This is a genomic window from Nonomuraea sp. NPDC049486, from assembly GCF_040676925.1.
Taxonomy (GTDB): domain Bacteria; phylum Actinomycetota; class Actinomycetes; order Streptosporangiales; family Streptosporangiaceae; genus Nonomuraea; species Nonomuraea ferruginea.
Window position 1 is genome coordinate 138,673 of record NZ_JBFAPV010000002.1, and the last position, 26,137, is coordinate 164,809.

At 70.3% G+C, this 26,137-nt stretch carries 28 protein-coding genes; 19 read left to right on the top strand and 9 right to left on the bottom strand.

Translation table 11 applies throughout. The features are described from left to right. The first annotated feature begins 56 nt into the window (after window positions 1-56). Window positions 57-854: an ATP-binding cassette domain-containing protein gene (locus tag AB0K05_RS05550; RefSeq protein ID WP_148032830.1), complete on the top strand. Its 798-nt coding sequence runs from the start codon at window positions 57-59 to the stop codon at window positions 852-854. 15 nt (window positions 855-869) lie between these two features. Here AB0K05_RS05550 and AB0K05_RS05555 read toward each other — a convergent pair whose 3' ends face one another. Then, complete coding sequence (locus AB0K05_RS05555) at window positions 870-1,949, bottom strand: bifunctional adenosylcobinamide kinase/adenosylcobinamide-phosphate guanylyltransferase (protein WP_271279993.1); 1,080 nt, start codon at window positions 1,947-1,949, stop codon at window positions 870-872. Between the two features lie 157 nt (window positions 1,950-2,106). Between AB0K05_RS05555 and AB0K05_RS05560 the strand changes: the two genes are divergently transcribed. Next, window positions 2,107-2,313, top strand: coding sequence for a hypothetical protein (locus AB0K05_RS05560; protein WP_148032828.1), 207 nt, complete (start codon window positions 2,107-2,109; stop codon window positions 2,311-2,313). A gap of 55 nt (window positions 2,314-2,368) precedes the next feature. Here the strand turns inward: AB0K05_RS05560 and AB0K05_RS05565 are convergent, their stop codons facing one another. Beyond that, window positions 2,369-3,370, bottom strand: a complete 1,002-nt coding sequence (locus AB0K05_RS05565) for an aldo/keto reductase family protein (RefSeq protein WP_148032827.1) — start codon at window positions 3,368-3,370, stop codon at window positions 2,369-2,371. 82 nt (window positions 3,371-3,452) lie between these two features. Then, the gene (locus AB0K05_RS05570; protein ID WP_261808686.1) at window positions 3,453-4,037 is read right to left on the bottom strand and encodes a DUF3043 domain-containing protein; all 585 of its coding nucleotides are present in this window, start codon (window positions 4,035-4,037) and stop codon (window positions 3,453-3,455) included. A 151-nt stretch (window positions 4,038-4,188) separates the two neighbouring features. Between AB0K05_RS05570 and AB0K05_RS05575 the strand changes: the two genes are divergently transcribed. The 7 genes from AB0K05_RS05575 (at window position 4,189) to AB0K05_RS05605 (ending at window position 11,099) form a co-directional block, all read left to right on the top strand. Then, window positions 4,189-5,010 (top strand): PspA/IM30 family protein, encoded by an 822-nt coding sequence (locus AB0K05_RS05575; protein ID WP_148032826.1) that lies wholly within the window; start codon window positions 4,189-4,191, stop codon window positions 5,008-5,010. Then, window positions 5,007-5,285 carry a hypothetical protein gene (locus AB0K05_RS05580; RefSeq protein WP_148032825.1) on the top strand — a complete coding sequence of 93 codons (279 nt, stop codon included), beginning with the start codon at window positions 5,007-5,009 and terminating at the stop codon, window positions 5,283-5,285. The genes AB0K05_RS05575 and AB0K05_RS05580 overlap by 4 nt, the downstream gene beginning before the upstream one ends. Window positions 5,286-5,289: 4 nt before the next feature. Continuing rightward, the gene (gene htpX, locus AB0K05_RS05585; RefSeq protein WP_148032824.1) at window positions 5,290-6,189 is read left to right on the top strand and encodes a zinc metalloprotease HtpX; all 900 of its coding nucleotides are present in this window, start codon (window positions 5,290-5,292) and stop codon (window positions 6,187-6,189) included. Between the two features lie 5 nt (window positions 6,190-6,194). Further along, the gene (locus AB0K05_RS05590) at window positions 6,195-6,752 is read left to right on the top strand and encodes a hypothetical protein (RefSeq protein ID WP_271279994.1); all 558 of its coding nucleotides are present in this window, start codon (window positions 6,195-6,197) and stop codon (window positions 6,750-6,752) included. Between the two features lie 41 nt (window positions 6,753-6,793). After that, a complete protein-coding gene (locus tag AB0K05_RS05595; RefSeq protein ID WP_364226954.1) occupies window positions 6,794-8,158 on the top strand; it encodes an alpha/beta fold hydrolase in 1,365 nt (454 codons plus the stop codon). 123 nt (window positions 8,159-8,281) lie between these two features. Then, window positions 8,282-10,471 carry a serine/threonine-protein kinase gene (locus AB0K05_RS05600; RefSeq protein WP_364226956.1) on the top strand — a complete coding sequence of 730 codons (2,190 nt, stop codon included), beginning with the start codon at window positions 8,282-8,284 and terminating at the stop codon, window positions 10,469-10,471. Between the two features lie 16 nt (window positions 10,472-10,487). Next, window positions 10,488-11,099 (top strand): SIMPL domain-containing protein, encoded by a 612-nt coding sequence (locus AB0K05_RS05605; RefSeq protein WP_261808685.1) that lies wholly within the window; start codon window positions 10,488-10,490, stop codon window positions 11,097-11,099. Here the strand turns inward: AB0K05_RS05605 and nadA are convergent. Further along, a complete protein-coding gene (nadA, locus tag AB0K05_RS05610; RefSeq protein WP_364226959.1) occupies window positions 11,096-12,247 on the bottom strand; it encodes a quinolinate synthase NadA in 1,152 nt (383 codons plus the stop codon). The genes AB0K05_RS05605 and nadA overlap by 4 nt on opposite strands. A gap of 159 nt (window positions 12,248-12,406) precedes the next feature. On the opposite strand from nadA, the gene erpA reads away from it, so the two are divergent. Both erpA and AB0K05_RS05620 read left to right on the top strand, forming a co-directional pair. Continuing rightward, window positions 12,407-12,760: an iron-sulfur cluster insertion protein ErpA gene (gene erpA / locus AB0K05_RS05615; RefSeq protein WP_148032819.1), complete on the top strand. Its 354-nt coding sequence runs from the start codon at window positions 12,407-12,409 to the stop codon at window positions 12,758-12,760. 116 nt (window positions 12,761-12,876) lie between these two features. Beyond that, complete coding sequence (locus tag AB0K05_RS05620) at window positions 12,877-13,863, top strand: carbohydrate kinase family protein (protein WP_148032818.1); 987 nt, start codon at window positions 12,877-12,879, stop codon at window positions 13,861-13,863. A 52-nt stretch (window positions 13,864-13,915) separates the two neighbouring features. Here AB0K05_RS05620 and AB0K05_RS05625 read toward each other — a convergent pair whose 3' ends face one another. The 3 genes from AB0K05_RS05625 to AB0K05_RS05635 form a co-directional block, all read right to left on the bottom strand. Further along, window positions 13,916-14,332, bottom strand: coding sequence for a CBS domain-containing protein (locus AB0K05_RS05625; protein ID WP_148032817.1), 417 nt, complete (start codon window positions 14,330-14,332; stop codon window positions 13,916-13,918). 63 nt (window positions 14,333-14,395) lie between these two features. Continuing rightward, window positions 14,396-14,641 carry a sulfurtransferase TusA family protein gene (locus tag AB0K05_RS05630; protein ID WP_148032816.1) on the bottom strand — a complete coding sequence of 82 codons (246 nt, stop codon included), beginning with the start codon at window positions 14,639-14,641 and terminating at the stop codon, window positions 14,396-14,398. Beyond that, on the bottom strand, window positions 14,638-15,771 hold the full coding sequence (locus AB0K05_RS05635) for a cysteine desulfurase family protein (RefSeq protein WP_364226964.1): 1,134 nt from the start codon (window positions 15,769-15,771) through the stop codon (window positions 14,638-14,640). Before AB0K05_RS05635 ends, AB0K05_RS05630 begins: the two co-directional genes overlap by 4 nt. A 183-nt stretch (window positions 15,772-15,954) precedes the next feature. Here AB0K05_RS05635 and AB0K05_RS05640 point away from each other — a divergent pair, with 183 nt between their 5' ends. From AB0K05_RS05640 to AB0K05_RS05655, 4 genes are all read left to right on the top strand, one after another. Beyond that, window positions 15,955-16,755 (top strand): cytochrome c oxidase subunit II, encoded by an 801-nt coding sequence (locus tag AB0K05_RS05640; RefSeq protein WP_364226967.1) that lies wholly within the window; start codon window positions 15,955-15,957, stop codon window positions 16,753-16,755. Beyond that, window positions 16,752-18,425, top strand: a complete 1,674-nt coding sequence (ctaD, locus tag AB0K05_RS05645) for a cytochrome c oxidase subunit I (protein ID WP_271277930.1) — start codon at window positions 16,752-16,754, stop codon at window positions 18,423-18,425. The genes AB0K05_RS05640 and ctaD overlap by 4 nt, the downstream gene beginning before the upstream one ends. Then, window positions 18,425-18,838, top strand: a complete 414-nt coding sequence (locus AB0K05_RS05650) for a cytochrome c oxidase subunit 4 (protein WP_148032812.1) — start codon at window positions 18,425-18,427, stop codon at window positions 18,836-18,838. The genes ctaD and AB0K05_RS05650 overlap by 1 nt, the downstream gene beginning before the upstream one ends. 165 nt (window positions 18,839-19,003) lie before the next feature. Beyond that, the gene (locus tag AB0K05_RS05655) at window positions 19,004-20,176 is read left to right on the top strand and encodes an Ig-like domain-containing protein (RefSeq protein WP_364226972.1); all 1,173 of its coding nucleotides are present in this window, start codon (window positions 19,004-19,006) and stop codon (window positions 20,174-20,176) included. Window positions 20,177-20,209: 33 nt separating this feature from the next. On the opposite strand, the gene trpD is transcribed toward AB0K05_RS05655, so the two are convergent. Beyond that, on the bottom strand, window positions 20,210-21,253 hold the full coding sequence (gene trpD, locus AB0K05_RS05660; RefSeq protein ID WP_219544671.1) for an anthranilate phosphoribosyltransferase: 1,044 nt from the start codon (window positions 21,251-21,253) through the stop codon (window positions 20,210-20,212). 9 nt (window positions 21,254-21,262) lie between these two features. After that, a complete protein-coding gene (locus AB0K05_RS05665; RefSeq protein ID WP_219544785.1) occupies window positions 21,263-21,661 on the bottom strand; it encodes a hypothetical protein in 399 nt (132 codons plus the stop codon). A gap of 194 nt (window positions 21,662-21,855) precedes the next feature. On the opposite strand from AB0K05_RS05665, the gene AB0K05_RS05670 reads away from it, so the two are divergent. The 4 genes from AB0K05_RS05670 to AB0K05_RS05685 are packed head-to-tail and all read left to right on the top strand — an operon-like array spanning window position 21,856 to window position 26,100. Beyond that, window positions 21,856-22,509, top strand: a complete 654-nt coding sequence (locus tag AB0K05_RS05670) for a heme-copper oxidase subunit III (protein ID WP_281429370.1) — start codon at window positions 21,856-21,858, stop codon at window positions 22,507-22,509. Between the two features lie 14 nt (window positions 22,510-22,523). After that, on the top strand, window positions 22,524-23,333 hold the full coding sequence (locus AB0K05_RS05675; RefSeq protein ID WP_271277928.1) for a c-type cytochrome: 810 nt from the start codon (window positions 22,524-22,526) through the stop codon (window positions 23,331-23,333). Then, entirely contained in the window at window positions 23,330-24,451 is a 1,122-nt protein-coding gene (locus AB0K05_RS05680; RefSeq protein WP_148032807.1) for a Rieske 2Fe-2S domain-containing protein, read from the top strand. The genes AB0K05_RS05675 and AB0K05_RS05680 overlap by 4 nt, the downstream gene beginning before the upstream one ends. After that, window positions 24,448-26,100 (top strand): ubiquinol-cytochrome c reductase cytochrome b subunit, encoded by a 1,653-nt coding sequence (locus tag AB0K05_RS05685; RefSeq protein ID WP_271277927.1) that lies wholly within the window; start codon window positions 24,448-24,450, stop codon window positions 26,098-26,100. The genes AB0K05_RS05680 and AB0K05_RS05685 overlap by 4 nt, the downstream gene beginning before the upstream one ends. Window positions 26,101-26,137 lie beyond the last annotated feature (37 nt).

Sequence of the window (26,137 nt, forward strand, 5' to 3'; positions counted from 1 at the left end):
CTACGGGTGGCGGCGATCGCGGCGGCCTGTCACCCGGTGTCCCATAGGCTTGCCGGATGCACGTGGTTGAACTCGAAGGCGTAGGCGTCCGGGTCGTCGGCAAGACCCTGCTGGACGCGGTCGACTGGCACGTGGCCTACGGCGACCACTGGGTGGTCCTGGGCCCCAACGGCGCGGGCAAGACGACGCTGCTGTCGCTCGCGGCGGCCGTGCGCCACCCGACCGTGGGCGCCGTGACCGTGCTCGGCCACCGGCTCGGCCGCGTCGACCTGCGCGAGCTGCGCCGCCACATCGGCCTGGTCTCCTCCAGCCAGCATCTGATCGACGAGAGCCTGATGGAGGAGGAGGGCGCGACCGCCCACACCGTCGTCCTCACCGGCCACACCGGCACCAGCGCCCCGCTCTGGGACCGCTACGGCGACGCCGAGCACGACCGGGCCAGGCGGCTGCTCGCCGACCTCGGCTGCAAGGACCTCGCCGACCGGCGGTTCCGGGTGTGCTCGCAAGGGGAGCAGGCCCGGATCCGGGTGGCCAGGGCGCTCATGGCCGACCCGGCGGTGCTGCTCCTCGACGAGCCGTTCGCCGGGCTCGACCTGCCGGCCCGCGAGGACCTCATCGACGCCGTCGAGGGCCTGGCGGAGACCCGGCCGGTGCTCACCACCGTCACGGTCACCCACCACCTGGAGGAGGTGCCGTCGACGACCACCCACGCCCTGCTGCTGCGCGAGGGTCGGGTGCTGGCGGCGGGTCCGGTGGCCGACGTGCTCACCCCGGCCAACCTGTCCGACTGCTTCGGCCTCCCGCTCCACGTCGACCGGCTGCACGGCCGCTGGTACGCCCGCTCCGTCCGCTGACGTCAGAAGCCGACGTCAGAGGGGGAGCGGCCGGCCCGCCACGACCAGGGTGACGTCCTCCGACTCGGCCGCCAGCCGCTCGTTCAGCCGGCCGAGCGCGTCACGGAAGGCGCGGCCGCTCGCCGTGGCCGGCACCACGCCCATGCCGACCTCGTCCGACACCGCCACGACGCGCCCTGGCGCCCGCCGCCAGGCGCTCACCAGCTCGTCGCACCGCTCGTCCACCGGCGTGCGGTCGCCGTCCCACGCGCCGTGCTCGTCGAAGACCGCCGCCAGCCACGTGCCCAGGCCGTCGACCAGGAGCGGGGCCGTGGCCGCGCGGATCGCCCCGGCCAGGTCCGTGGTCTCCTCGGTGTCCCAGTGCGCGGGCCGCCGCGCCCGATGGGCGCGCACCCGGGCCGCCCACTCCGCGTCGCCCTCCGCCGAAGGGCCGGTCGCGACATACGTGACGTACGGCTCCGCCGCCAGCCGCAGCTCGGCCTCGGCCGACTTGCCGGAACGCGACCCGCCCAGGATCAGCGCCCGTCGCGCCGGGGGCACGGCCTCCCCCTCGACGCCGCCCGGCTGTCCGGGGTGGCGTGCGGTTCCGTCCGGGGGTCGTCCGGTGGTGAGCGCGGTCGCCTCCGGCGGCGGCCCGCCGGCGTGGAGGACGGTCCCGTCCGGCACGGTGACGGCGCCCCACAGGCGCAGCCGCCGGCGCAGCTCGGCCGCGGACCGGACGCGGTGGTCCAGGCCGACGGCGACGACCTGGGTCCGGCCGGTAACCGCGCCGGACCGGCGCAGCGCCCCGAGCCTCTCGGGGCGGTCCAGGAGGTCGATCAGGACGACGTCGTACGGGACCGCCGCGTCGAGCGGCGCCTCCCGATCGGCGGGCACGCACAGCACCCGACGACCGTCCGGCCCCGCGAGCCCCAGCCCGCCCGCGAGCACCTCGTAACCGCGCGGCGCCGCCGCCCACGGGAACGCCACCACGTCGTCGACGACCAGGCCGAACGGCCGTCGGCCTGGCCGGTCGGCTGTGCCGCAGGACGCGCACGGGCACCCCGGCTCCGGCCAGCCTCCCGTCCCCGCGGTCCCGGTGAGAAGAAGCCTCATCGCGCCGAGCGTACAAACCCGGGGGAGGAGGCCGCGCGGCGGGGGCCGATCATGGAGGGGAGCGGGCGCGCGGGATCGATCACGTGCCGCGGCCGGAGTAGGGTTCCAATGCCGCCGGGGGGTGTGCCGGCGGGTCGGCGGAGAAGGAGCGAATGGCATGACATGGCGTTGGCGTTACGAGGACGCGCACGGCGGTGAGGTGACGGACCGTCCCTTGCCCCGTGAGGTCTTTCCCAGCCAGGCCGACGCCGAGTCGTGGCTCGGCGAGAACTGGCGTGAGCTGCTCGACTCGGGGGTCGAACAGGTGGCGCTCCTCGAAGAGGAACGGGTCGAGTACCGAGGGCTGTCGCTGCGCCAGGAGTGACGTCCCCGTGAACGGGACGACCCCTTGAGCCCGGGGCTCAAGGGGTCGTCGCTCGTCAGGGACGCTTCGGCGGGCTCGCCGTCTTGCCGGGGTCGCGCTCGACCAGCGAGCCGAGCACGTCGTCGATGCGCTTCATCACCTCGGCCTCGAGCTTGACGCCCGCCGCCTTGACGTTGTCGCGCACCTGCTCGGGGCGGCTGGCGCCGACGATGGCGCTGGAGACGTTCGGGTTCTGCAGCACCCACGCCACGGCCAGCTGCGCCATCGACAGCCCCAGGTCGGCGGCGATCGGCTTGAGCTCCTGTACCTTCGCCAGCACGTCGTCCTTCATGAACCGGGCGATCATGCCCGCGCCGCCCGCCTGGTCGGTGGCCCGGGAGCCCTCGGGAGGGGCCTGGCCGGGCAGATACTTGCCGGTGAGCACGCCCTGCGCGATGGGCGACCAGACGATCTGGCCGACGCCCTCGCGCTCGCACAGCGGCACGATCTCGCCCTCGATGACCCGCCAGAGCATCGAGTATTGAGGCTGGTTGGAGACGATGCGGTCGAAGCCCATCTGATCGGCGATCTTCAGCGCCTCGGCGATCTGGGGCGCCGACCACTCGCTGACGCCCACGTACAGGACCTTGCCCTGCCGTACGAGGTCGTCGAAGGTCTTGAGCGTCTCCTCCAGCGGGGTCTCATAGTCGAAGCGGTGCGCCTGGTAGAGGTCCACGTAGTCGGTCTGCAGGCGGCGCAGCGAGGCGTGGATGGACTCGGTGATGTGCTTGCGCGACAGGCCCCGGTCGTTGCGGCCCTTGCCGGTGGGCCAGTAGACCTTGGTGAAGATCTCCAGCGACTCCCTGCGGACGCCCTTCAGCGCCCTGCCGAGCACCTCCTCGGCCTTGGTGCCCGCGTAGACGTCCGCGGTGTCGAACGTGGTGATGCCCTCGTCGAGCGCCGCCTGCACGCACAGCTTGGCGGCGTCCTCCTCGACCTGGGAGCCGTGGGTGAGCCAGTTGCCGTAGCTGATCTCGCTGACCATGAGACCGCTGCGGCCGAGGTGACGGAATTCCATGGATCAGACCTTATGGCTTCATGCCGGAAGATCCGCCCGTGGTCCGGCGGAGGCGTGCTGCGGCGGGGTTCCGCGCGCGGGTCTACTTCTTCGGCGGCACCGGCTTGCCGCCTGGCAGCAGCGTGGGCGGGGGGAAGCGCAGCCTGCGGATCTGCAGGGCGCGCATCGCGGCGTAGAAGCCCACCCCGCGCAGCGACTCGTCCGGCAGCTTCGCCGCCACCTCGCGCTTGACCTTCCAGGACACGTAGACGGACGTGAAGACCACGCCCACCATCATCACCGGCCAGCCCACCACGATCACCGCGTTGAGCACCTGGACGCGGACGGCGGGCGGCCACGGCACCCAGGTCGCCAGCAGGATCAGCAGCGAGAACGGCAGGAAGTACTGGCTGGGCAGCCGGCGGGAGTCGACCCAGTCGCGCGCGAACTTGCGCGCCGGGCCCTTGTCGCGCGCGGGGAGGTAGCGCTCGTCGCCCGCGAGCATGCCCCTGCGGGCCCGCTCACGCTCGGCGGTCTGCTTGGCCCGCATCTGCCGATAGGCCTCTTTGCGGTCCTTCGGCGCGCTCACCGGCTGGCGTCGTCTGCTCTCGGCGTCCCGGCGCTTGGGAGTGGGACGGCCCTTGCCCTGGGGCTTAGGATCGTCAGAGGGGACGGGGGAGTCGTCCACGGAGGTTTGGGAACGGCGTCGCAACACGTCTCAACCCTACCTGGACTGCAACTTAGTGACGCCCTCGTGCGTTATGCGTAGGGTAATCCCAAGGCGGCTGCGCTGCACTGGGTGACCACAGCACGACCGAAGAAGGGGACGGCCGACGCGCATGAGCGTGATGAAGAGACTTTCAATGATCTTCAAGTCCAAGGCCAACAAGGCCTTGGACAAGATGGAGGATCCACGCGAGACCCTCGACTACTCCTATCAGCGGCAGCTGGAGCTGCTGCAGAAGGTGCGTCGCGGGGTGGCGGACGTCGCCACTTCTCGCAAGCGTGTGGAGCTGCAGATCAATGGCCTTGAGCAGCAGAGCAAGCGTCTTGAGGAGCAGGGCCGCAAGGCGTTGTCCGTGGGGCGCGAGGACCTCGCCAGGGAGGCGCTGCAGCGCCGCTCCAACCTCCAGGCACAGATCGGTGACCTCAGGGTCCAGCACGACAACCTGCAGGGTGAGGAGGAGAAGCTGACCACCGCCTCGCAGCGGCTGCAGGCCAAGGTCGACTCCTTCCGCACCAAGAAGGAGACCATCAAGGCGACCTACACCGCCGCCGAGGCGCAGACGCGCATCAACGAGGCTTTCTCCGGCATCTCCGAGGAGATGGGCGACGTCGGCCTCGCGATTCAGCGCGCCGAGGACAAGACCGCCCAGATGCAGGCACGCGCCGGCGCCATCGACGAGCTGCTCGCCAGCGGCGCGCTCGACGACTACAGCGGCAGCCGCGGCGACGACATCCAGGCCGAGCTCGACCGCATGGGCGGCGGCATGGACGTCGAGCTGGAGCTGGCCAGGATGAAGTCCGAGCTCGGCCAGGGCCCCGCTCCGCAGTCCGCCATCGAGCAGGGCCAGCAGCCGCCGCAGCAGCAGGCTCAGCCTCAGCAGCAGGCTCAGCCCCAGCAGACCCAGCAGCTTCGTCAGCCTGGGGAGGGCGCATGATCGTCAGGATTATGGGCGAGGGTCAGATCGAGATCTCGCCCGAGGACATCGCGGTGCTCAACGACCTCGACAGCGAGCTCGAGGCGGCCATCGACGCGGGCGACGAGAAGGCGTTCCGCGTCAAGCTGCACGCGCTGCTCGACAAGGTGCGCCATGTAGGCAAGAGCCTGCCGGACGACTCCCTGGAGCCTTCTGAGCTGATCCTTCCCCCCGCGGACGCCTCTATCGAGGAGGTCCGGGAGATGCTGGGAGACCAGGGCCTGATTCCGGGCTGAGCCGATGAAGACCAGGTTCGCGCCCGACAGCGGCCTCACCCGCCGGATGGTCGCGACGATGTTCCTTCTCGGCCTGCTCTACGTGGTGTTCGTCGGCGTCCTCATCGCCTTGGGGGCGCAGGCGGTCACCGTGCTGGTGATCGCGGGGGTCCTGCTGTTCGTGCAGTACTTCCTGTCCGACCGCATCGCGTTGTTCGCGATGCACGGCCGGGAGGTCTCGCCCCAGGAGGCCCCCGAGCTCCACGGCATGATCGATCGGCTGTGCGCGATGGCCGACATGCCCAAGCCCCGGGTGGCGATCGCGCAGTCAGACGTCCCCAACGCGTTCGCCACCGGGCGCAACCGCAAGAAGGCCGTCGTCTGCGTGACGACCGGCATCCTGCGCAGACTGGAGCCGCGCGAGCTCGAAGGGGTGCTGGCCCACGAGCTGTCGCACGTCGCCCACCGCGACGTGGTGGTGATGACGATCGCGTCGTTCCTGGGCATCGTGGCCGGGCTGATGACCCGCGTCGCACTCTATACCGGGCTCGGCAACCGCCGCGGCAACGGCCAGGGCGGCCTGCCCATCGGGCTGATCGTCATGGTCGTCTCGATCGTGGTGTACGCGGTCAGCTTCCTGCTGACGCGAGCCCTGTCGCGCTACCGCGAACTGTCGGCCGACCGGGCGGCCGCGCTGCTCACCCAGCAGCCGTCGGCCCTGTCGAGCGCGCTGGTCAAGATCTCCGGGGACATGGCCAGGATCCCCACCCGCGATCTGCGCGACGCGGAGCCGTTCAACGCGTTCTACTTCGCGCCCGCCCGGGCCAAGGGGGAGACGCTGGCCAACCTGTTCTCCACCCACCCGCCGCTGGAGCGACGGCTGGACCAGCTCGCGAAGATCTCCAACCAACTCGGAAGGGGCTGAGCGCGATGGGTTGGCTCGATGCCATCCTGGGCCGGACGAAGCCGGTCAAACCCGATCTCGACGCGTTGTTCGCACTGCCGTCGGCGGCCGTGACCCTCCAGGCGGCGACAGGCATGGTGCCGACCGGCACCGGCTCGGTGTCGTTCCGCGCGGCCGAGGGCGGCGCCTTCGCCACCCTGGAGCGCGACGTCAAGGACCTGCTCGGCGGCCGGGTGGAGGAGTTCACCGACAGCTACGGCTACACCTGGCTGCTGGTGCGCCGGACGCCCGACGCGGTCGGCGACCTGGTCACCGAGCTGCACGCGGTCAACTCCTCGCTGGAGGACGCCGGGTTCGGCCCGTCGCTGCTGTGCTCGCTGGTGTCGTTCGCCGACCCCGACGGCAGGCGGCTGGCCGTCGTCTACCTCTACAAGCGCGGCACCTTCTACCCGTTCGCGCCGCTGTCGGGACAGCGCCGCGACAACGCCCTGGAGCTGCAGGCGCGCGGGGTGCTCGACGGCGAGCTGCCGCTGGAGGAGGACCTCAGCCGCTGGTTCCCGGTCTGGGGCGCTCCCGGGCTCTGACGCTTCCCGGCCCCGGTCGCCCACGGTGATGTAATCATCACGTGGAGCGAAGGTTGTGCGTGCTGGCCGCGTCCGCGTTCATCGGTGCCGCGCTGCTGTCCAGCGCGTGGGTCACCGGCCAGCTGACGACGCCGCGGGTCGACAGGGCTCACGGCTACGTCGGCGAGCTCGCGGCCCGCGACCAGGAGTGGACCCGCCTGTTCAGGGTCAGCGACGTGCTGGCCGGGCTGGCCTGCCTGGCCGGCGTGGCGCTCGCGCCCCGGGTCCGCCAGGAGTGGCAGGGCTGGCTCGCGCTGGCCTCGGCCGGCCTGCTGACCGCGCTCGCCGGCCTGTTCCCGATGGACTGCGCCGTGCTCAGCGATCCGGCCTGCGTCCCCGCCACGCTCTCCCACCGCGCGCACGTCGCCGCCGCCGTGCTCGCCGCCGTCGCCGTGCCGGTCTCCATGGCGGCGCTGAGCGCCCGCTGGCGCGCGACCGGGGCGTGGCTGCTCACCGGGCTGACCGCCGTCGCCGGCGTGCTCACCCTGGTCACGGCCGTCTCCGGCCAGCTCGCCGGGCTCGCCCAGCGGGGGCTGGTCACGCTGGTCGCCGTCTGGCTGGTGTACGTGGCCGTACGGCTGCTCGAATCGGACGCCACCGTCCTGATGCCGGGCCCCCTGCATGTCGTCCGGGAGGGCTCGGGCCCGGCCGTGCTGATCGCCTGCGGTCCGGGCGGCGCCTGGTGCCACTGGGACGCGATCGCCGCCGACCTGGCGCGTGACCGCCTCGTCATCCGGTTCGACCGCCCGGGGCTCGGGCTGAGCCCCGCGTCCCCCGTACCTCCGACCCTGCACGGCGAGGCGGCGCGGCTGGCCGCGCTCGCCCCGGAGCACCCCGAGCGGGTCACGGTGGTCGCGCACGCCGTCGCGGCCTGGCACGCCGAGGCGTTCGCCCGGCTGCACCCGCTGCGCGTGGCCCGGCTCGTGCTCGTGGACCCGGCCTGCCCGCCTCCGCCGGGGCGCGGCACCTCCTCGATCGGGCGGGCGCTCGGCGCGTGGTTGCCCGCGCTGGGCGGCACGTGGGGCGCGGCCGCGCTGGCCCGCCTGGCCGGGCCGGTGGCGCACCGGCTGATCGCGGGCTGCGCCGACACCCACCGGCTCTACCGGGGCGGGCGGGTGGCCGCCGCGATCGCGGGGGAGTGGCTGGCCCGCCGCGACATGGCCGTCGAGCTGCGCGAGATCAGGGCCGAGCATCGCCTGCCCGCCGTGCCCGTGACCGTGATCCGCACGCGGCGGAGGTCCGCGGGCTGCCCGGAACGGCTGGCCGCGCAGCTGAACGCGCGCCTCGTGCACCTGCCCGCCCACCGGTCCGCACCGGGGCTGCGGCTGCGTCCGCACGCGTTGCGGGCCATCGCCGACGCGGTCTGACGGCGTGAAAAGGTGACGCGGACCGCCGCGAGCCGCGACAATGTCCAGAAGTCATGACGTAGGCCACATGTGGGGAATATCGTGCCGGACCTCGCGCCTCTGCGCCCAGGGGACCCTGCCTCGGTGGGGGCGTACACGCTGGCCGGACGGATCGGTGAAGGCGGGCAGGGCCTCGTCTTCCTCGCGACCGCCCCCGACGGAGCCAGGGTGGCGGTCAAACTGCTCCGCACCGACCTGGCCGGGGACGAGGAGGCGTCGGTACGGTTCGTCCGCGAGGTCGAGCTGGCCCGGCGGGTGTCGCCGTTCTGCACCGCCCAGATGATCGAGACGGGGCTGGTCAACGGGCGCCCGTACATCGTCAGCGAGTACATCGACGGCCCCACGCTGGCCGACGTGGTGCGGACCGAGGGACCGCGGTCCGGCACCTCGCTGCACCGGCTGGCCATCGGCACCGTCACCGCGCTGGTGGCCATCCACCAGGCCGGGATCGTGCACCGGGACTTCAAGCCGTCCAACGTGGTGCTGGCCTCCGACGGGCCCCGGGTGATCGACTTCGGCATCGCGAAGGCGCTCGACCTGACCTCCACGCTCACGGCCAGCGCGATCGGGACGCCGTCGTTCATGGCGCCGGAGCAGTTCAGCGCCGGGAGCCCGGGAGCGGCGGCGGACATGTTCGCCTGGGCCTGCACGCTGCTGTACGCGGCCTCGGGGCAGGCGCCGTTCGGCCAGGACAGCGTCCCGGCGGTGGTGAACCGGATCATGAACACCGATGCGGACGTCGGCGTCATCGCCGACCCGGCGCTGCGGTCGCTGGTGGCCGACTGCCTGGCCAAGGACCCGTCCCGGCGGCCCACCGCCCAGCAGGCGCTGATGCGCCTCCTGGGGCAGTCGCAGGACGCCCCGTGGGCGAACCCCGCGGGTCCGGGGACGCCTGCCGGGTCCTTCCCGGGTGGCGCGGGTGTCATGGGCGGATTCTCCGCTCCGGGAGCGGCCGGGGGTTCGGGCCCGTACCCGGGTGGTCCCGGCATGCCCGCCGGCTCCTTACCGGGCGGCGCCGGTGTGCCCGGCGGGTTCTCCGGGAGCGGCGCTCCAGGCCCGTATCAGGGCGGGTACGGGGCGGACGCGGCGGGGCTGCTGTGGCAGGGGAGCGCCGCCGCGGCCGGGCCCGGCCACGCGCCGCGCCCCACCGGCCCCGGCCAGGCGCCGCACGGGCCGTACGGGCACGGGCCGTATCCTCCCCCCATGCGCCCGGGCAAGGGGCGCGGGACCGGATGGATCGTGGCGGGCGCCGCTGTGGCCACGGTCGTGCTCGTGGCCGCCGGCGCCTTCGTGGTGAGCAGGCTGGCCCTGCCCGACGCGACGCCCACGCCGTCCCCCACGCAGGCCGCCACCAGCGCGGCGCCCATCCCCACGCCCACGCCGTCCCCCACGCCGGAGGCCAGGACGATCCGGCTCGCCGCCACCTCCGTCGAGCTGGAGGAGCGCTCCTCCGACCCCATCAAGCTGGCCTCCTACACGACGGAGAGCGGCAAGAAGCTCTACGTCCGGCAGCCCGGCACCGACCGGTTCGGCCGCGACTCGCGCTACTTCGAGTACGTGCTCAACCACGACGGCAGCCGGGCGCTCGGCACCGACGTCGACTACAGCACCGGCCGCAAGGCGCTGCTGTCGGTCATCGACCACCGCACCGGGGACAGGCGCGCCATCGAGGTCAGCGACGCCCCGATCTTCCCCACCACCCCGCGCTGGTCGCCCGACGGGAAGCTCGCCCTGGTCACCCTGTACCGGGCCACCGACTCCGAGAGCGTCGAGTACGGGTACGGCATCGTCGACGTGGACTCCGGCACCGCGCGCACGTACGAGATCAAGCAGAAGGGCGCGGGCGAGTGGCGGTTCTTCTGGAACTCCGGCGGCGACGAGGTCGGCACCTGGGTGAACGGCCGGATGACGTTCTACGACCTGAACGGCGGGAAGCTGCGCACCCTGCCGAAGGCGGGCGAGCCGGTGTGGGTGGAAGGCGACGACGTGTCGCCCGGCGGCGACCGGTTCCTCGCCCACTGCGCGCCCGCCTCCGCCACCATCTGCGCGCACCCCACCAGCGGCGACGGCGAGGCCGACCGGGTGCCGTTCACCAGCGAGAGGCTGATCGGCTGGTGGGACGACGAGCACCTGGCCGTGTGGCGGGCCAAGGGCGCCGGGTTCGAGGCCGTGGTGATCGACCTGTCGGGGAAGGTACAGAGGGTGCTCGCGACCGCCCCGAAGCGGGCGGAGTTCGACAAAATGGCATTCCGATTCAGCAGGGGAACACCTTAGAGGCCGGAGGGCCCTCGTGGACATCACCGCGGACATCACCGTGATCGGAGAGGGCGCGGCCGACGCCGTGCCGGACGTGATGCGCCTGCACACGGGCGTCGAGGTGCGCAGGCAGTCGGCTGCCGAGGCGTTCGCGGGGGCCAGGGCCGCCGCGGCCCGGCTGGCCGAGGCGCTTCGCGGGGCCGGCGTCGCGGCCCACGACCTGCGCACCACCGAGCTGTCGCTCGGCCCCGAGTACGAGGCGTACCCCAAGGTGTCGGCCTACCGGGCGGCGCAGGGCGTGGAGGCGGTGGTCCGCGACCTGGCGCGAGCCGACCATGTCATCGACACGGTGGCCGGCGTGGGGGAGGAGGCCAGGCTGAACGGGATCGCGTTCGAGGTGTCCGACCCGGACGCCGCGCTGGCGACGGCCAGGGACGAGGCGTTCCGGCAGGCCGCCGCCAAGGCCGGGCAGTACGCCGGGCTGGCCGGGCGGCCGCTCGGCCGGGTGGTGTCGGTCAGCGAGGAGTCCGGCGCGCCGCCGAGGCCCATGGCGCGCACGATGGCGGCCGAGGCGCAGGATTCGGTGAGCCCCGGACGGCAGGCGGTGCACGTCACCGTCCGGGTCGGCTACGACTTCGGCGACTAGGCCAGGGCGAGCATCCGGTCCAGGGCGACCCGCGCCCAGTGGGCGGTGTCCTCGTCGACGGTGATCTGGTTGACCACGTCGCCGAGCGCCAGCGACTCCAGCGCCCACACCAGGTGCGGCAGGTCGATCCGGTTCATGGTCGAGCAGTAGCAGACCGTACGGTCCAGGAACGACACGCTCTTGTCCGGGAACATCTGGGCCAGCCGCTTGACCAGGTTGAGCTCGGTGCCGATGGCCCAGGCCGACCCGGCGGGCGCCTCGCGCAGCGTCTTGATGATGTGCTCGGTGGAGCCCACGTGGTCGGCCTTGAGCACCACCTCGTGCCGGCACTCCGGGTGCACCAGCACGTTCACGCCGGGGATGCGCTCGCGCACGTCGTCCACCGACTCGGCCGTGAAGCGGCCGTGCACCGAGCAGTGGCCGCGCCACAGGATCATGCGCGCCCGCTCCAGTTGCTCGGTGGTCAGCCCGCCGTTGGGGCGGTGCGGGTTCCACACCACGCAGTCGTCGAGCGACAGGCCCATCTCCAGCACGGCCGTGTTGCGGCCGAGGTGCTGGTCAGGCAGGAACAGCACCTTCTCGCCCTGCTCGAACGCCCACGTCAGGGCGCGGCGCGCGTTGGACGAGGTGCACACCACGCCGCCGTTGCGCCCGCAGAACGCCTTGATGTCCGCGCTGGAGTTCATGTACGTGACCGGGACCACGCTGCCGGCCAGCCCGGCGTCCTCCAGCGCCTCCCAGGCCTCCTCGACCTGGTCGAAGGTGGCCATGTCGGCCATCGAGCAGCCCGCGGCCAGGTCCGGCAGCACCACCTTCTGCGAGCCGGTGGTCAGGATGTCGGCCGACTCGGCCATGAAGTGCACGCCGCAGAACACGATGTACTCGGCCTGCGGCCGGGCGGCGGCCTGCTGCGCCAGCTTGAACGAGTCGCCGGTGACGTCGGCGAACTGGATCACCTCGTCGCGCTGGTAGTGGTGGCCCAGCACGAACAGGCGGTCGCCGAGCGCCTCCTTGGCCCTGCGGGCCCGTTCGACCAGCTGGGGATCTGAGGCCGGTGGCAGCTCGCCGGGGCAGTCGACCCCTTTCTCGCTGTGCGGATCGGCGCTCCGTCCGAGCACGAAGAGCGGAAGTCCCGTCTGGGTGGTCATCGCCCTGCCCCCTTATCGTCTAAGTGACGCATACATCATGTCATACCCGTACGACCGATTTGTCCCGGGGGGAGCGAGGTGGGAATGTGTGGCATCCCCCCGGTGTTGGTAGCGTCATTAGTAGGACGTCGGAAACAGACCCGGTTAGGGAGTCAGCAGATGACGGTTGAGAGCAGCGAGACCACGGCACAGGGCCTGGTCCTGACCGAGGCGGCCGCGACCAAGGTCAAGTCCCTGCTGGAGCAGCAGGGCGAAGAAGGTCTGCAGCTGCGCGTTGCCGTGCAGCCGGGTGGTTGCTCCGGGCTGCGTTACCAGCTCTTCTTCGATGACCGTTCGATGGACGGCGATGTCGTGACCGACTTCGACGGAGTGGGCGTGGTCACCGACCGGATGAGCGCTCCCTACCTGATGGGCGCCACCATCGACTTCGTCGACACCATCGAGAAGCAGGGCTTCACCATCGACAACCCGAACGCCACCGGCTCCTGTGCCTGTGGCGACTCGTTCAACTAGTCGATCAGCCCGCCCGATCGGGCACCGGGGGCCCCGATCCGTCTTTGTGCGGGCGGGGCCTTCGCGTATCCTCGTGGGGCTCAACTGGCTTGCTGACAACGAGGAAGAAGAATCCCGTGCGCATCGCCGTCACCGGCTCCATCGCGACTGACCACCTGATGACCTTTCCCGGCAGCTTCGGCGATCAGCTCATCGCCGAGCAGCTCGACCGGGTGTCGCTGTCGTTCCTGGTCGACGACCTGCAGATCCGGCGTGGCGGCTGTGCGGCCAACATCGCCTTCGGCATGGCCTGCCTGGGTCTGCGGCCCTTCCTGGTCGGCGCGGTCGGCAACGACTTCGCCGACTACCGCTCCTGGCTGGAGCGCCACGGCGTCGACTGCGAGTCGGTGCACGTCTCCGAGACGCAGCACACGGCGCGGTTCCTGTGCACCACCGACGACAACCACAACCAGATCGCGTCCTTCTACACCGGCGCGATGGCCGAGGCGCGGCTGATCGAGCTGCAGCCCGTCGCCAGCCGGGTGGGCGGCCTGGACCTGGTGCTCGTCGGCCCCAACGACCCCGACGGCATGCTCCGCCACACCGACGAGTGCCGCCACCGCGGCATCCCGTTCGCCGCCGACATCTCCCAGCAGCTCGCCCGCATGGCCGACGAGCAGATCCGCCAGCTCGTCGACGGCGCCGCCTACCTCTTCTCCAACGACTACGAGAAGGGCCTGATCGAGCAGAAGACGGGCTGGTCCGACGAGGAGGTGCTGAGCAGGGTCGGCGTCCGCGTCACCACGCTCGGCCCCAAGGGCGCGGTCATCGACCGCGAGGGCGAGCCCTCCATCCACGTCGCCCCCGCCCCCGAGCGGGGCAAGGTCGACCCGACGGGCGTCGGCGACGCCTTCCGCGCGGGGTTCCTGGCGGGTCTGGCCTGGGGGCTGCCGCTGGAGAGGTGCGGCCAGATCGGCAACCTGACGGCCACCCACGTGCTGGAGCGCGTCGGCGGCCAGGAGTACGAACTCGGCCAGAAGGTCTTCCTGGACCGTTTCACCGAGGCCTACGGCACCGACGCCGCCGCCGAGATCGCCCCGCACATCCGCTGCTACCACCCCTGACACGGGCGCGCCCCCGCCGCGGACGGCGGGGGCGCGGTGTCCTTCCGTACGGTCAGGTCCCCGCGTAGACCCGGTGGACGAACTCGGCGAGCTGGTCGTCGGGCAGGTGGCGGGCCAGGTCGGCTTCGCTGATCATGCCGACCATGCGGTGGTCGCGCATCACCGGGAGCCGCCTGATCTGGTGCTCCTCCATGCGCGCCAGAGCCTCCTCGACCGTCGCGTCGGCCGGTATCCACACCAGCCCGGTCGCCAGGTCGCCGGCCCGCACGCGGGACGGGTCGTGGCCCGTGGCCACGCACTCCACCACGATGTCGCGGTCGGTGATGATGCCGGTCACCCGATCGTCCAGGCATACCGGCAGCGCGCCCACCCCGAGCTCACGCATGAGCTGCGCGGCCCGGTCGAGCGTCTCGTGTGACTGGATGCACTCGACCCCTTGGCTCATCAGGTCGCCGGCGGTGTCGCTCATGTCTCTCCCCCTCGAAGAAGTGCTGCTTCCTCTCCAAGGGGCCGCTACCCCGTACAGGGCGGCTCAGTAGTTGCGCCGCACGTGGATCGCCCAGCCCCCCTGGGGCAGCTCGTACGAGCCCACATGGCGGTGGGACTTGAGCCGGCACCAGGCCGGCACGTCGGTGAAGGCGGCCGGGTCGTCGGCCAGCACGGCCACCACGGCGTTGAGCGGGACGTAGTTGATCTGCTCGGCGAGCATGATGATCGGGATGGGGCACTTCTTCCCCAGCGCGTCGATCGTCAATGCCGGCTGAGTGGCCTCGGTCATGCGACTCCTGCGTCCTGGCGGATCCGGTGCACCAGCTCGGGCAGCACGGTGAGGAACCTGTCGACCTCGGCCGCGGAAGCGCCCCTGGGCAGTGACACCCGGACATTCCCATGCGTGAGCACGCCCATCGCTTCCAGGACGTGCGATGGACGAAGCGTACTAGCCGTGCAGGAACTCCCGGACGAGACCGCGAATCCGGCCTTGTCGAGCTCGGTGAGCAGCGCCTCGCCGTTGACGTACAGACAGGAGAACGTGACGATGTGCGGGGCCCGGTCGTCGGGGTCGCCGATCACCTCCACGTCCGGCACCACCTTCGGCACCGTCTCCCTGATCTTGCCTACCAGCGCGGACAGCCTGGAGCGTTCCCGGGCGGCGTCGGCCGTCATCGCGCGCAGCGCGGCGGCCGCCGCCACGATGCCCGGCACGTTCTCGAACCCCGGCACGCGCCTGCGCTCGCGCTCGTCCTCCGGCAGGAACGAGCGGAACCGGGTGCCCTTCCTGACCGCCAGCACGCCGACGCCGGGCGGGCCGCCCCACTTGTGTGCGCTGGCCGTCAGCACCGACCAGCCCTCGGGCAGCGGCATCCGGCCGGCCGTCTGCGCCGCGTCCACCAGCAGCGGCACCCCGTGGCGCCGGCAGGCCGCGGCGGCCTCGGCCACCGGCTGGACCGTGCCGACCTCGTGGTTGGCCGTCTGCAGGCAGGCCAGGGCCGTGTCGGGGCGCGCCACCGCCTCGGTGAAGGCCGCCAGGTCGACCCGCCCCAGCCGGTCGACGCCGACGAGCTCGGCGCTGCCGCCGTCGCGTTCGTGCAGGCGGGCCGCGTGCAGCACGCTGGAATGCTCGACGGCGGAGGTCACCAGATGGCGGCCCGCCCGCCGCCTGCCCTGTAGGGTGCCGAGCAGACCGAGATGCACGGCCTGCGTGCCGGAGGAGGTGAACGTCACCTCGTCGGGCCGCGCGCCCAGCGCCTCGGCCACCTCCGTGCGGGCCTGCTCCAGCAGCAGGTGGGCACGGCGGGCCTGGTTGTAGAGCCGCGCGGGATCGGCCCAGCCGACGTCGATGGCCGCCAGCAGCGCTTCACGTGCCTGGGGATGCAGCGGCTCGGTGGAGGCCGCGTCGAAGTACGCCACGCTTCTATGATCCCACTCATGGCACGCCATCGAGGGGGCGCGCGGAAGGGCGGGGCACTTGCGCGCTAATGTGTCTGCAATCAGCTGTGCATCAGGAAATACGAGCGCCCGGGAGAGACTCCTGGGCTTCATCTGTGGGGTAGGCGATCCGTGAGTCCGACCCGCCGTTCGACGCGGCGTTCGTTGGCCCGGCGTAGAGTGCCGCGCGCCGCCGCTTTGGCGTTGCTACTGGCCTCCGCTACGGCGTGTGCAAATGACGTTCCCGAGGCAAAGTGGTCCAACGGACTGCTGCCGGACGCCATCACCCAGCAGGGTGAGACCGTCACGGCCCTGTGGAACGGAGCGTGGATCGCCGCGCTCGCCACCGGCGGAGTGGTCATCGGCCTCATCGTCTGGGCCTGTCTTTTCCACACCAGGCGCAGGGCCAAGGCTGATCTCCCGCCGCAGGTTCGCTACAACCTGCCGATCGAGATGCTCTACACCCTGGTGCCGCTCGTCATGGTGTCGGTGTTCTTCTTCTTCACCGCCCGTGACAGCGAGGAGCTGAGCCGGGTGACGGGCGACGCCGACGTGAAGGTCAAGGTGGAGGCGTTCCAGTGGAGCTGGCGTTTCACCACCACGACGGCCGACGGCAAGACGACCGAGCCGGTGAGCGGCATGCCGGTGAGCGACTACCAGCAGGGTCCGCAGCTCGTGCTGCCCGTGGACAAGAAGGTGGAGTTCGACCTCTTCACCGATGATGTGATCCACTCCTTCTGGGTGCCCGACTTCTTGTTCAAGCGGGACATCATCCCCGGCATCCCCGATGACAACCCCGGGCGCAAGTTCGAGGTGACCACCCTCAGCAAGCCCGGCGTCTACGCCGGCCGGTGCGCCGAGCTGTGCGGCGTCGACCACAGCCGCATGCTCTTCTCGATCAAGCTCGTGACGCAGCAGGAGTTCGACCAGTACGTCGCGTCCAACCAGGCGGGGAGTGCCCAGTGACCGCCATCCAAGAGCCGATCACCACCCCGGCCCCGCCGGTGCGCCGGCCCATCTCCAAGGGCCGGATCATCGCCAAGTGGCTGTCCTCCACGGACCACAAGGTGATCGGCAACCTCTATCTGATCACCTCGTTCATGTTCTTCCTGGTCGGCGGCATCATGGCGCTGGTCATGAGGGCCGAGCTGGCCCAGCCGGGGCTGCAGTTCACCAGCAACGAGCAGTTCAACCAGCTGTTCACCATGCACGGCACGATCATGCTGCTGATGTTCGCGACGCCGCTGTTCGCGGCCTTCGCGAACGCGGTCATGCCGCTGCAGATCGGCGCCCCCGACGTGGCGTTCCCGCGGCTCAACATGGTGAGCTACTGGCTCTACCTGTTCGGCAGCCTCATCGCGGTCTCGGGCTTCCTCACCCCGGGCGGCGCGGCGTCCTTCGGCTGGTTCGGGTACGCGCCGCTGTCCAACGCGGTCTACTCGCCCGGCATCGGCGGCGACCTGTGGATCATGGGCCTGACGATGTCGGGTCTGGCGACGATCCTCGGCGCGGTCAACTTCATCACCACGATCATCTGCATGCGCGCGCCCGGCATGACCATGTTCCGGATGCCGATCTTCACCTGGAACATCCTGCTGACCAGCATGCTCGTGCTGATGGCCTTCCCGGTGCTGGCCGCCGCGCTGCTCGCGCTGGAGTCCGACCGCAAGTTCGGCACGCACATCTTCAGCTCCGAGGTCGGCGGGCCGATGCTGTGGCAGCACCTCTTCTGGTTCTTCGGCCATCCAGAGGTCTACATCATCGCGCTGCCGTTCTTCGGCATCATCACCGAGATCCTGCCGGTCTTCAGCCGTAAGCCGATCTTCGGCTACATCAGCCTCGTGGCCGCGACGATCTCCATCGCCGGCCTGTCGATGACCGTGTGGGCGCACCACATGTTCCCCACCGGGCAGGTGCTGCTGCCGTTCTTCTCGTTCATGACCTTCCTCATCGCGGTGCCGACCGGCGTGAAGTTCTTCAACTGGGTCGGCACGATGTGGCGCGGTCACCTGAGTTTCGAGTCGCCGATGCTCTACTCGATCGGCTTCCTGGTGACGTTCCTGCTCGGCGGCCTGACCGGCGTCATCCTGGCCTCGCCGCCGCTCGACTTCCACATCAGCGACACCTACTTCGTCGTCGCCCACTTCCACTACGTGGTGTTCGGCACCGTGGTGTTCGCGATGTTCGCCGGGTTCTTCTTCTGGTGGCCCAAGCTCACCGGCAAGATGCTCGACGACAGGCTCGGCAAGGTGCAGTTCTGGCTGCTGTTCATCGGCTTCCACGCGACGTTCCTGGTGCAGCACTGGCTGGGCATGCTCGGCTTCCCGCGCCGCTACGCCGACTACGGGGCCGCCGACGGCTTCACCGACCTCAACATGATCTCGTCCGTGGGCGCGTTCGTGCTCGGGGCCTCGACGCTGCCGTTCTTCTACAACGTCTGGAAGACCTGGCGCACGGCGCCCAAGGTCACCGTCGACGACCCGTGGGGCTACGGTGGCTCGCTGGAGTGGGCGACCTCCTGCCCGCCGCCGCGCCACAACTTCACCAAGCTGCCTCCCATCCGGTCCGAGCGTCCCGCGTTCGACCTCAAGTACCCGCACCTGTCCGCCAAGCCCGCGCCGGAGGTGGAGGCCTGATGAAGGTCCAAGGTTGGCTGTTCCTGCTGTGCGGCCTGTTCTTCGCCGGTGTCACCGTCGCCTACTGGTTCTGGACCAAGGCGGCGACCGGGGTGGGCGAGCCGGTCGGCACCACCGCGCTGGCCATCTCGGTCGGCTTCGCGTTCATGATCGGCTACTACCTGATGTTCACCGCGCGGCGCATCGGCGCCCAGCCGGAGGACAACAAGCAGGCCGACATCAGCGACGGCGCCGGTGAGATCGGCTTCTTCAGCCCCAGCAGCTGGTGGCCGCTGTTCGTCTGCCTGGCCGCCGCCTTCACCTTCGCCGGGTTCGTCATCGGCCTGTGGATGTTCATCATGGGCGTGTTCCTGGTGATCATGGCGATGATCGGGTTCGTGTTCCAGTACTACCGGGGCCACTTCTCGCACTGACCCCTCGTCCATGAGCGGGCGTCCTTCTTCAGGGGGGACGCCCGCTTTTTGGTGTTCTTTACTGGACTGCGGATGTGGCCAAACGATCACCGAGGGTAATAACAGAGATGAATCTGCTCGACTCGGACGGGGGGAGTGCTGATGGGGCGCGTAGCGGGTCGATCGATGAGCCTGGGACTGGGCATGGCCGTGCTGCTGACGGCGTGCTCGGCGAGCAGCGCCGCCGACGAGGAGCGCAAGGCGGCGCCTGACGCCACTGTGGCGATCCAACCGGCCGACCGGGCGGCCGACGTGCCGACGGACCAGACGGTCGTCGTGGCGGCCCATGGAGGCACGCTCAGGAGCGTCACCGTACGCAGCGAGGACGGTGCCCTGCCGGGCGTGCTCAGCGCCGACGGGACCCGCTGGCGCAGCACCGCCACCGCCCGCCCCGGCACCACCTACACGATCCGCTCGGTCGCCGCCAACAGCGACGGCAAGCAGACCGAGAAGAGCAGCACGTTCTCCACCGTCAAGGCGGCCACGTCCTTCGACATCGAGAGCATCTCGCCCAGCAAGAACACCACCGGCCTGACCGTCGGCGTCGGCATGCCCATCATGATCGCCTTCGACCAGCCGATCGCCGACCGGGTCGCCGTCGAGCGCAACCTGCTCGTCCGTACCTCCAAGCCCGTCGAGGGGGCCTGGCACTGGTTCGACGACAAGCGGGTCGACTTCCGGCCGCGCGAGTACTGGCCCGCGCACACCGACGTGCGCGTCGAGGCCAACCTGGCGGGCGTGCAAGGCGGCAAGGGCATGTTCGGCAAGCGCGACCTGGCGATCGACTTCAAGATCGGCCGATCGCAGATCACCAAGGGCAGCGTCGACGAGCACGTGCTGGTCGTGCGGCGGAACGGCAAGAAGATCCGCGAGATGCCGATGAGCGCCGGCAAGGGCGGTGTGATGAAATATCACACCACCTCAGGCATTCACCTGGCCATGTCCCGCGAACCGGTCACCATCATGACCTCGCCCGGCATCGGCCCCGGCCAGGCCGGCTACTACCAGATGACCGTGTACAACACGGTGCGCATCTCCAACAGCGGCGAGTACGTGCACAGCGCCCCCTGGTCGGTGGGCTCCCAGGGGTACGCCAACGTCAGTCACGGCTGCGTGAACGTCAGCCCGGACAACGCGGCCTGGTTCATCAAGAACACCCTGATCGGCGATCCCATCATCATCACGGGCTCCCCGCGCCCGCTGGAGCCGACGAACGGGTGGGGGCACTGGCAGGAGAACTGGAAGCAGTGGCTCAGGTGGAGCTCCATCAAGGACGGGCCCACCCTGCCGTTCTCCTGACCTCGTACGGGCCTGACCGCGGCGGGGCCGCGGTCAGGAGGAGACGGAAGCGCTGGTCTTGATCCAGCCGTCGAGGGTGGCCGAGGCGCGGCCGGAGTCGACGGCCTGGGTGGCGCGGGCGTAGGCGTCGATCATGGCCGAGTCGAGGTCGTCGCCGGGGCCGTCGAGCGCGACCAGGGCGGCGGCGGCGTTCAGCAGGACGGCGTCGCGCACCGGCCCGGTCTTGCCGCCGAGCAGGTCGTGCACCGCCTGGGCGTTGAAGGCCACGTCGCCGCCGCGCAGGGCGCCCGCCTCGGCGCGCGGGATGCCGAGCACCGCCGGGTCGAAGGTGGTCTGCGTGGCGCTGCCGTCGGCGACCATCCACACCGTGGAGGTGGTGGCGATGGTCAGCTCGTCGAGCCCGTCGTCGCCGCGGAAGACCAGCGCGGAGACGCCCCGCTCGGCGAAGACCCCGGCCAGCACCGGGAGCATGCGCGGGTCGTAGACGCCGATGGCCTGGGCGGCCGGGCGGGCCGGGTTGGTGAGCGGGCCGAGGAAGTTGAAGACGGTGGGGACGCCGATCTCCTTGCGGGTCGGCCCGGCGAAGCGCAGCGCGGGGTGGTAGACCGGCGCGAAGCAGAAGGCGATGCCGGCCTCGGTCGCCACCCGGGCGGTCTGCTCGGGGGTCAGGTCGAGCCGGATGCCGAGGTGCTCCAGCACGTCGGCGGCGCCGCACGAGGAGGAGGCGGCGCGGTTGCCGTGCTTGACGACGCGGGCGCCCGCGGCGGCGGCCACGATGGCGGCCATGGTGGACACGTTCACGGTGTGGGCGCGGTCGCCGCCGGTGCCGACGACGTCCACGACCGGGCCCTCGACGTGCAGCGGCGTGGCGAGGTCGAGCATCGTGCGGGCCAGGCCGGTCACCTCGGCCACGGTCTCGCCCTTGGCGCGCAGCGCGACCACGAAGGCGGAGATCTGGGCGGGCGTGGCGGTGCCGGACATGATCTCCCGCATCGCCCAGGCCGTCTCGTCGGCCGTGAGGTGCTCCCCGGACAGGAGCGCGGAAAGGATGGCCGGCCAGGTCGTCCGCGAGTCCACGTCAGGCACCTACTTGGCGTTGAGTCGGGTGGAGGAGCGACGGCGCATGAGGTCGGCGACGGTGTCGGCCAGCACCATGGGCTCCAGGGGCTGGGACACGACGGCGTCGGCCCTGGACCAGTCGGCCAGCCAGCGGTCGTCGCGCCGGGCGATGATGAGGCAGATGGGCGGGCAGTCGTAGACCTCGTCCTTGGCCTGGCGGCTGATGCCCATGCCGCCCGCGGGCTGGGTCTCGCCGTCGAGCACGGCCACGTCGATCTCGCCGGAGCCGAGCCACTGGTGCACCTTGGGCTCGGTGGCGCACTCCACGACCTCCACGAAGGGCACGTCCATCGCCGGCCGCCGGCCGATCGCCTGCCTTACCGCCTGCCGGGTGGCGGCGTCGTCGCTGTAGACGAGGACCTTCATCGTGTCGGTGCTCACGGTCGCGCTCACTATCGGTCGTAGCGGTAGGGTCATCTGGGATCGTACCGTTGGCACGGCGTGCGGACCCAGGTTGGCGGCCCCTGGCGGGCGATATGTCCCAATTATCCCAGGTTAGACGCCTGATTGTTCCCGCTAACGGGGGGGCGTGCGCCGGACCGACCACCAGAGCCGCAATAATGCTGCCCGTGGCGACAGCATCCGCAATTACTTCGACGACGACAGGTCAGCCGTACCGCAGACCCAACCTGGTCAGCGTGGGTACGATCGTCTGGCTGTCCTCTGAGCTCATGTTCTTCGCGGCGCTGTTCGCGATGTACTTCACCATCCGGTCGGTGAGCGTGGGCCAAGGCATCGACTGGGCACCCGCCTACATCCCGGCGGGCGCCTCGGCCGAGGGCCTGGCTCACCTGAACATCCCGTTCGCGACGGTCAACACGACGATCCTGGTTCTGTCCAGTGTGACGTGCCAGCTCGGCGTGTGGGCCGCGGAAAAGGGGCAAGTCAGCAAGCTCAGGTTCTGGTATCTCGTCAGCTTCCTGATGGGGTCGGTGTTCATCGCCGGCCAGCTGTACGAGTACATGGAGCTGGCGAGCGAGGGCGCGACCTTGTCCGCCAACCCCTACACGTCGGTGTTCTACCTCACGACGGGCTTCCACGGCCTGCACGTGACCGGTGGCCTGATCGCGTTCCTGTTCGTGCTGGGACGTACGTACGCCGCGAAGCGCTTCACGCATGAGCAGGCAACCAGCGCCATCGTCGTGTCCTACTACTGGCACTTCGTCGACGTCGTCTGGATTGGTCTTTTCGCGACCATCTACATCATTCAGTAAGGAACGGGACCTCTGTGACTAGGATCACCGCTTGGCGGCGGCATCCCCTCGCGAGATATGCCGTCCTGATTTTGGCGTTGGCGCTGGTCGGGACGGCATATGCTACGTTTGTGCAGGTGAGCAGGCCTGCTGACGCGGCGCTCGCGTCGGGCAAGGTCGACGATGTGGCGAGGGGCAAGAGCCTCTTCCAAGCTCACTGCGCCAGCTGCCACGGGCTCAACGCCGAGGGCACGTCGACGGGCCCCACGCTCATCGGCGTCGGCGCCGCGTCCGTCGACTTCCAGATGAGCACCGGACGGATGCCCGCGGCCAACCCGGGCGCCCAGGTGCCGCGCAAGCCGCTGCCCGAGTGGGTCGACAGCGACAGCATCAGCGACATCGCGGCGTACGTGCAGTCGCTCGGCGGCGGTCCCACCGTGCCGTCCGGCGACCAGGTGGACCCGGCGCTGGGCGACGCCGCCAAGGGCGGTGAGCTCTTCCGCGCCAACTGCATCCAGTGCCACAACTGGGCGGGCGCCGGCGGCGCCCTGACGCGGGGCAAGTACGCCCCCAACCTGAACGAGTCTTCTCCCACCCAGATCTACGAGGCGATGGTCACCGGCCCGCAGGCGATGCCGGTCTTCAACGACACGACCATCACGCCCGAAGAGAAGCGCAACATGATCGCCTACATCGTCCAGGTGCGGGAGCAGACCGACCCCGGAGGTTTCGCCCTGGGTCGGATTGGCCCGGTAACCGAAGGCCTCGTAGCCTGGGTCGTGGGCATCCTTGCCCTCGTCCTCGCCGCAATCTGGATCACCGCGAAGAAGCGACAGAAGTCATGACTGACAACGAGCACGAGATCGAGCAGCCGGACGAGCGCGTCCCCAAGCGCGTGATCGGCACCCCGCCGCCGGGCACCCCGATGCTCGGCGAGGCGGAGGCGCGCGACGCCGGCGACGCCGGGGGCGAGACCCCCGGCATCACGCTGCAGGACGAGAAGAGGGCGAGCGGGGCCGAGAAGCTCGTCGCCCTCTGCTTCCTGCTCGCCTTCCTGGGAGGCGTCGCGTTCCTCGTCTCCTACGTGGTGTTCCAGGTGGGCAGCCCCGAGGCGACCGGAGTCTCCAACCTGGCTCTCGGCAGCTCCCTCACCGTGGCGGTGCTGGGTCTGGCCGTCGGCATCGTCGTCTGGGTCCGCCAGATCATGCCGAAGTACGCCCTGGTCCAGGAGCGCCACCTGATGGTCTCCGGCGAGGACGACCGCGAGGTCGTGGCCGACACCTTCGTCGAGGGCGCCAACGAGAGCGGCTTCGTCAAGCGCAAGATGATGCGCCGCACGCTGCTGCTGGCGGCCGCGCCGCTCGGCCTGATCCCCCTGATCCTGCTGCGCGACCTCGACAACACCAAGATGAAGGCCACCAGCTTCAACAAGCTGCTGCGCCACACCGTCTGGGGCGAGAAGACCGTGGAGGGCCAGCCGCGACGCCTCATCGTCGAGGGCACCGGCCAGCCGATCAGGGCGGCCGACTTCAACTCGCCCGGCGGCATCCTGTCCATCGTCCCCGAAGGCTACGAGCACGACCTGAACGTGCTCGCCAAGGCCACGCTGATCCTGATCAAGTTCCGGCCCGAGGAGCTGAAGTCGGGCGTCAACAAGAACTGGACGCACGACGGCATCGTGGCCTATTCGAAGATCTGCACGCACGTCGGCTGCCCCGCGGCCCTGTACGAGCAGACGACCCACCACATCCTGTGCCCGTGTCACCAGTCGACGTTCGACGCCGCCGACGGCGCCAAGGTCATCTTCGGTCCGGCGGCCCGGCCGCTGCCGCAGCTGCCGATCACCGTCGACAACGAGGGCTTCCTCGTTGCGGCCGGTGACTTCCCGGTGCCGGTCGGCCCCAGCTACTGGGAGCGCGGCGACGCCGAGGCGGAGGCCAGGGCCAAGGGAGGCCAGGCATGAGCGAGCTGACAACCGTGCCCAAGGCGGTCGGCGGACCGTCCAACTGGCTCGACGAGCGCCTCGGCGGAGCCAACTTCCTCAAGCGCAACCTGCGCAAGGTCTTCCCCGACCACTGGTCGTTCCTGCTGGGTGAGATCGCGCTCTACTCGTTCATCATCCTGCTGCTGACCGGTACGTTCCTGACGTTCTGGTTCAAGCCCAGCATGGAGCACGTCCTCTACGACGGCTCCTACGCGCCTCTGCAGGGCGTGGGGATGTCCGCGGCCTACGCGTCGTCGCTGGAGATCAGCTTCGACGTCCGCGGGGGTCTGCTCATGCGGCAGATGCACCACTGGGCGGCCCTGCTGTTCATCGCGGGCATGATGGTCCACATGCTCCGGGTGTTCTTCACCGGCGCCTACCGCAAGCCGCGTGAGATCAACTGGATCATCGGCATCCTGCTGCTGACCCTGGCCCTGGCCGAGGGCCTCACCGGTTACTCGCTGCCGGACGACCTGCTCTCCGGCGCGGGCGCGCGCATCACCCAGGGCGTGGCGATCTCGCTGCCGCTGGTCGGCACGTACGTCTCGTTCTTCCTGTTCGGCGGGGAGTATCCGGGCACGGATCTCATCTCCCGGTTCTACGCGCTGCACATCCTGCTCATCCCGGGCATCCTGCTGGCGCTGATCTCGGCCCACCTGGTGCTCATGTGGGTGCAGAAGCACACCCAGATGCCGGGCAAGGGGCGGGCCAACACGAACGTGGTGGGCGCGCCGTTCTACCCGGCGTTCATGGCCAAGGCGGGCGCCTACTTCCTGTTCACGCTCGCCGTGGTGGCAGGGCTGTCGACCTTCGCCCAGATCAACCCGATCTGGATCTACGGCCCCTACACGCCCGCCGACATCTCGGCCGGGTCCCAGCCAGACTGGTACATGGGCTTCCTCGAAGGATCCCTGCGCATCATGCCGGCGTGGGAGATCAACATGTTCGGCACGGCCCATGCCGGCACACTGCCACTGAGTGTGATCATCCCGGCGTTGTTGCCACTGGGGCTCGTCATGACGGGTCTGGCGCTCTATCCGTTCCTGGAACGCTGGATCACGGGCGACCACCGCGAGCACCACATGGCGGAGCGCCCGCGCAACAACCCGCACCGCACCTCGATCGGCATGGCCGGCATCTCGTTCTACGGGGTGCTCTGGCTGCTCGGTGCGAACGACGAGATCTCGGCGTTCTTCCACATCAACCTGAACTGGACCACGTACGCCGGCCGCGTGCTGGTGTTCGCCGCCCCGGTGCTGGCGTACATCATCACCTACCGGATCTGCCTGGGCCTTCAGCGTTCGGACGCCGAGGTCGTCTCCCACGGCGTGGAGTCGGGTGTCATCAAGCGGCTGCCGCACGGTGAGTTCATCGAGATCCACACGCCTCCGGCGGAGGACATCGAGGCCCACGTGCGGGGCAAGGAGCCGGTGGCCATGCTGCCGATGGCCGAGGACCCGTCCGGCATCCCGCACAAGGGCATGCGCGGGCCGATCGGCAAGCTCCGTGCCCGCATGTCCAAGGCGTACGGCGGGGAGAAGATCCCCCTCGTCGACGGCCACGCCCGCGAGGAGGAAGAGCACGCCGCGGTCGGTCCCGGCGAGGAGGACCATACGCTGACGCGATAGCTCATTCGCGAGGGGCTCGGGCGGTTCGCCCGGGCCC

Bases quoted from the DNA above. Each gene is read 5' to 3' on its own strand.
- nadA (WP_364226959.1), bottom strand. From the start codon at position 12,247: ATGACCACCCAGACGGGACTTCCGCTCTTCGTGCTCGGACGGAGCGCC.
- AB0K05_RS05575 (WP_148032826.1), top strand. From the start codon at position 4,189: ATGAGCGTGATGAAGAGACTTTCAATGATCTTCAAGTCCAAGGCCAAC.
- AB0K05_RS05665 (WP_219544785.1), bottom strand. From the start codon at position 21,661: ATGAAGGTCCTCGTCTACAGCGACGACGCCGCCACCCGGCAGGCGGTA.
- AB0K05_RS05555 (WP_271279993.1), bottom strand. From the start codon at position 1,949: ATGAGGCTTCTTCTCACCGGGACCGCGGGGACGGGAGGCTGGCCGGAG.
- AB0K05_RS05560 (WP_148032828.1), top strand. From the start codon at position 2,107: ATGACATGGCGTTGGCGTTACGAGGACGCGCACGGCGGTGAGGTGACG.
- AB0K05_RS05580 (WP_148032825.1), top strand. From the start codon at position 5,007: ATGATCGTCAGGATTATGGGCGAGGGTCAGATCGAGATCTCGCCCGAG.
- AB0K05_RS05680 (WP_148032807.1), top strand. From the start codon at position 23,330: ATGACTGACAACGAGCACGAGATCGAGCAGCCGGACGAGCGCGTCCCC.
- AB0K05_RS05630 (WP_148032816.1), bottom strand. From the start codon at position 14,641: ATGACCGAGGCCACTCAGCCGGCATTGACGATCGACGCGCTGGGGAAG.
- AB0K05_RS05590 (WP_271279994.1), top strand. From the start codon at position 6,195: ATGGGTTGGCTCGATGCCATCCTGGGCCGGACGAAGCCGGTCAAACCC.
- erpA (WP_148032819.1), top strand. From the start codon at position 12,407: ATGACGGTTGAGAGCAGCGAGACCACGGCACAGGGCCTGGTCCTGACC.
- htpX (WP_148032824.1), top strand. From the start codon at position 5,290: ATGAAGACCAGGTTCGCGCCCGACAGCGGCCTCACCCGCCGGATGGTC.
- AB0K05_RS05625 (WP_148032817.1), bottom strand. From the start codon at position 14,332: ATGAGCGACACCGCCGGCGACCTGATGAGCCAAGGGGTCGAGTGCATC.
- AB0K05_RS05550 (WP_148032830.1), top strand. From the start codon at position 57: ATGCACGTGGTTGAACTCGAAGGCGTAGGCGTCCGGGTCGTCGGCAAG.
- AB0K05_RS05650 (WP_148032812.1), top strand. From the start codon at position 18,425: ATGAAGGTCCAAGGTTGGCTGTTCCTGCTGTGCGGCCTGTTCTTCGCC.
- AB0K05_RS05565 (WP_148032827.1), bottom strand. From the start codon at position 3,370: ATGGAATTCCGTCACCTCGGCCGCAGCGGTCTCATGGTCAGCGAGATC.
- AB0K05_RS05670 (WP_281429370.1), top strand. From the start codon at position 21,856: ATGCTGCCCGTGGCGACAGCATCCGCAATTACTTCGACGACGACAGGT.
- AB0K05_RS05685 (WP_271277927.1), top strand. From the start codon at position 24,448: ATGAGCGAGCTGACAACCGTGCCCAAGGCGGTCGGCGGACCGTCCAAC.
- AB0K05_RS05655 (WP_364226972.1), top strand. From the start codon at position 19,004: ATGAGCCTGGGACTGGGCATGGCCGTGCTGCTGACGGCGTGCTCGGCG.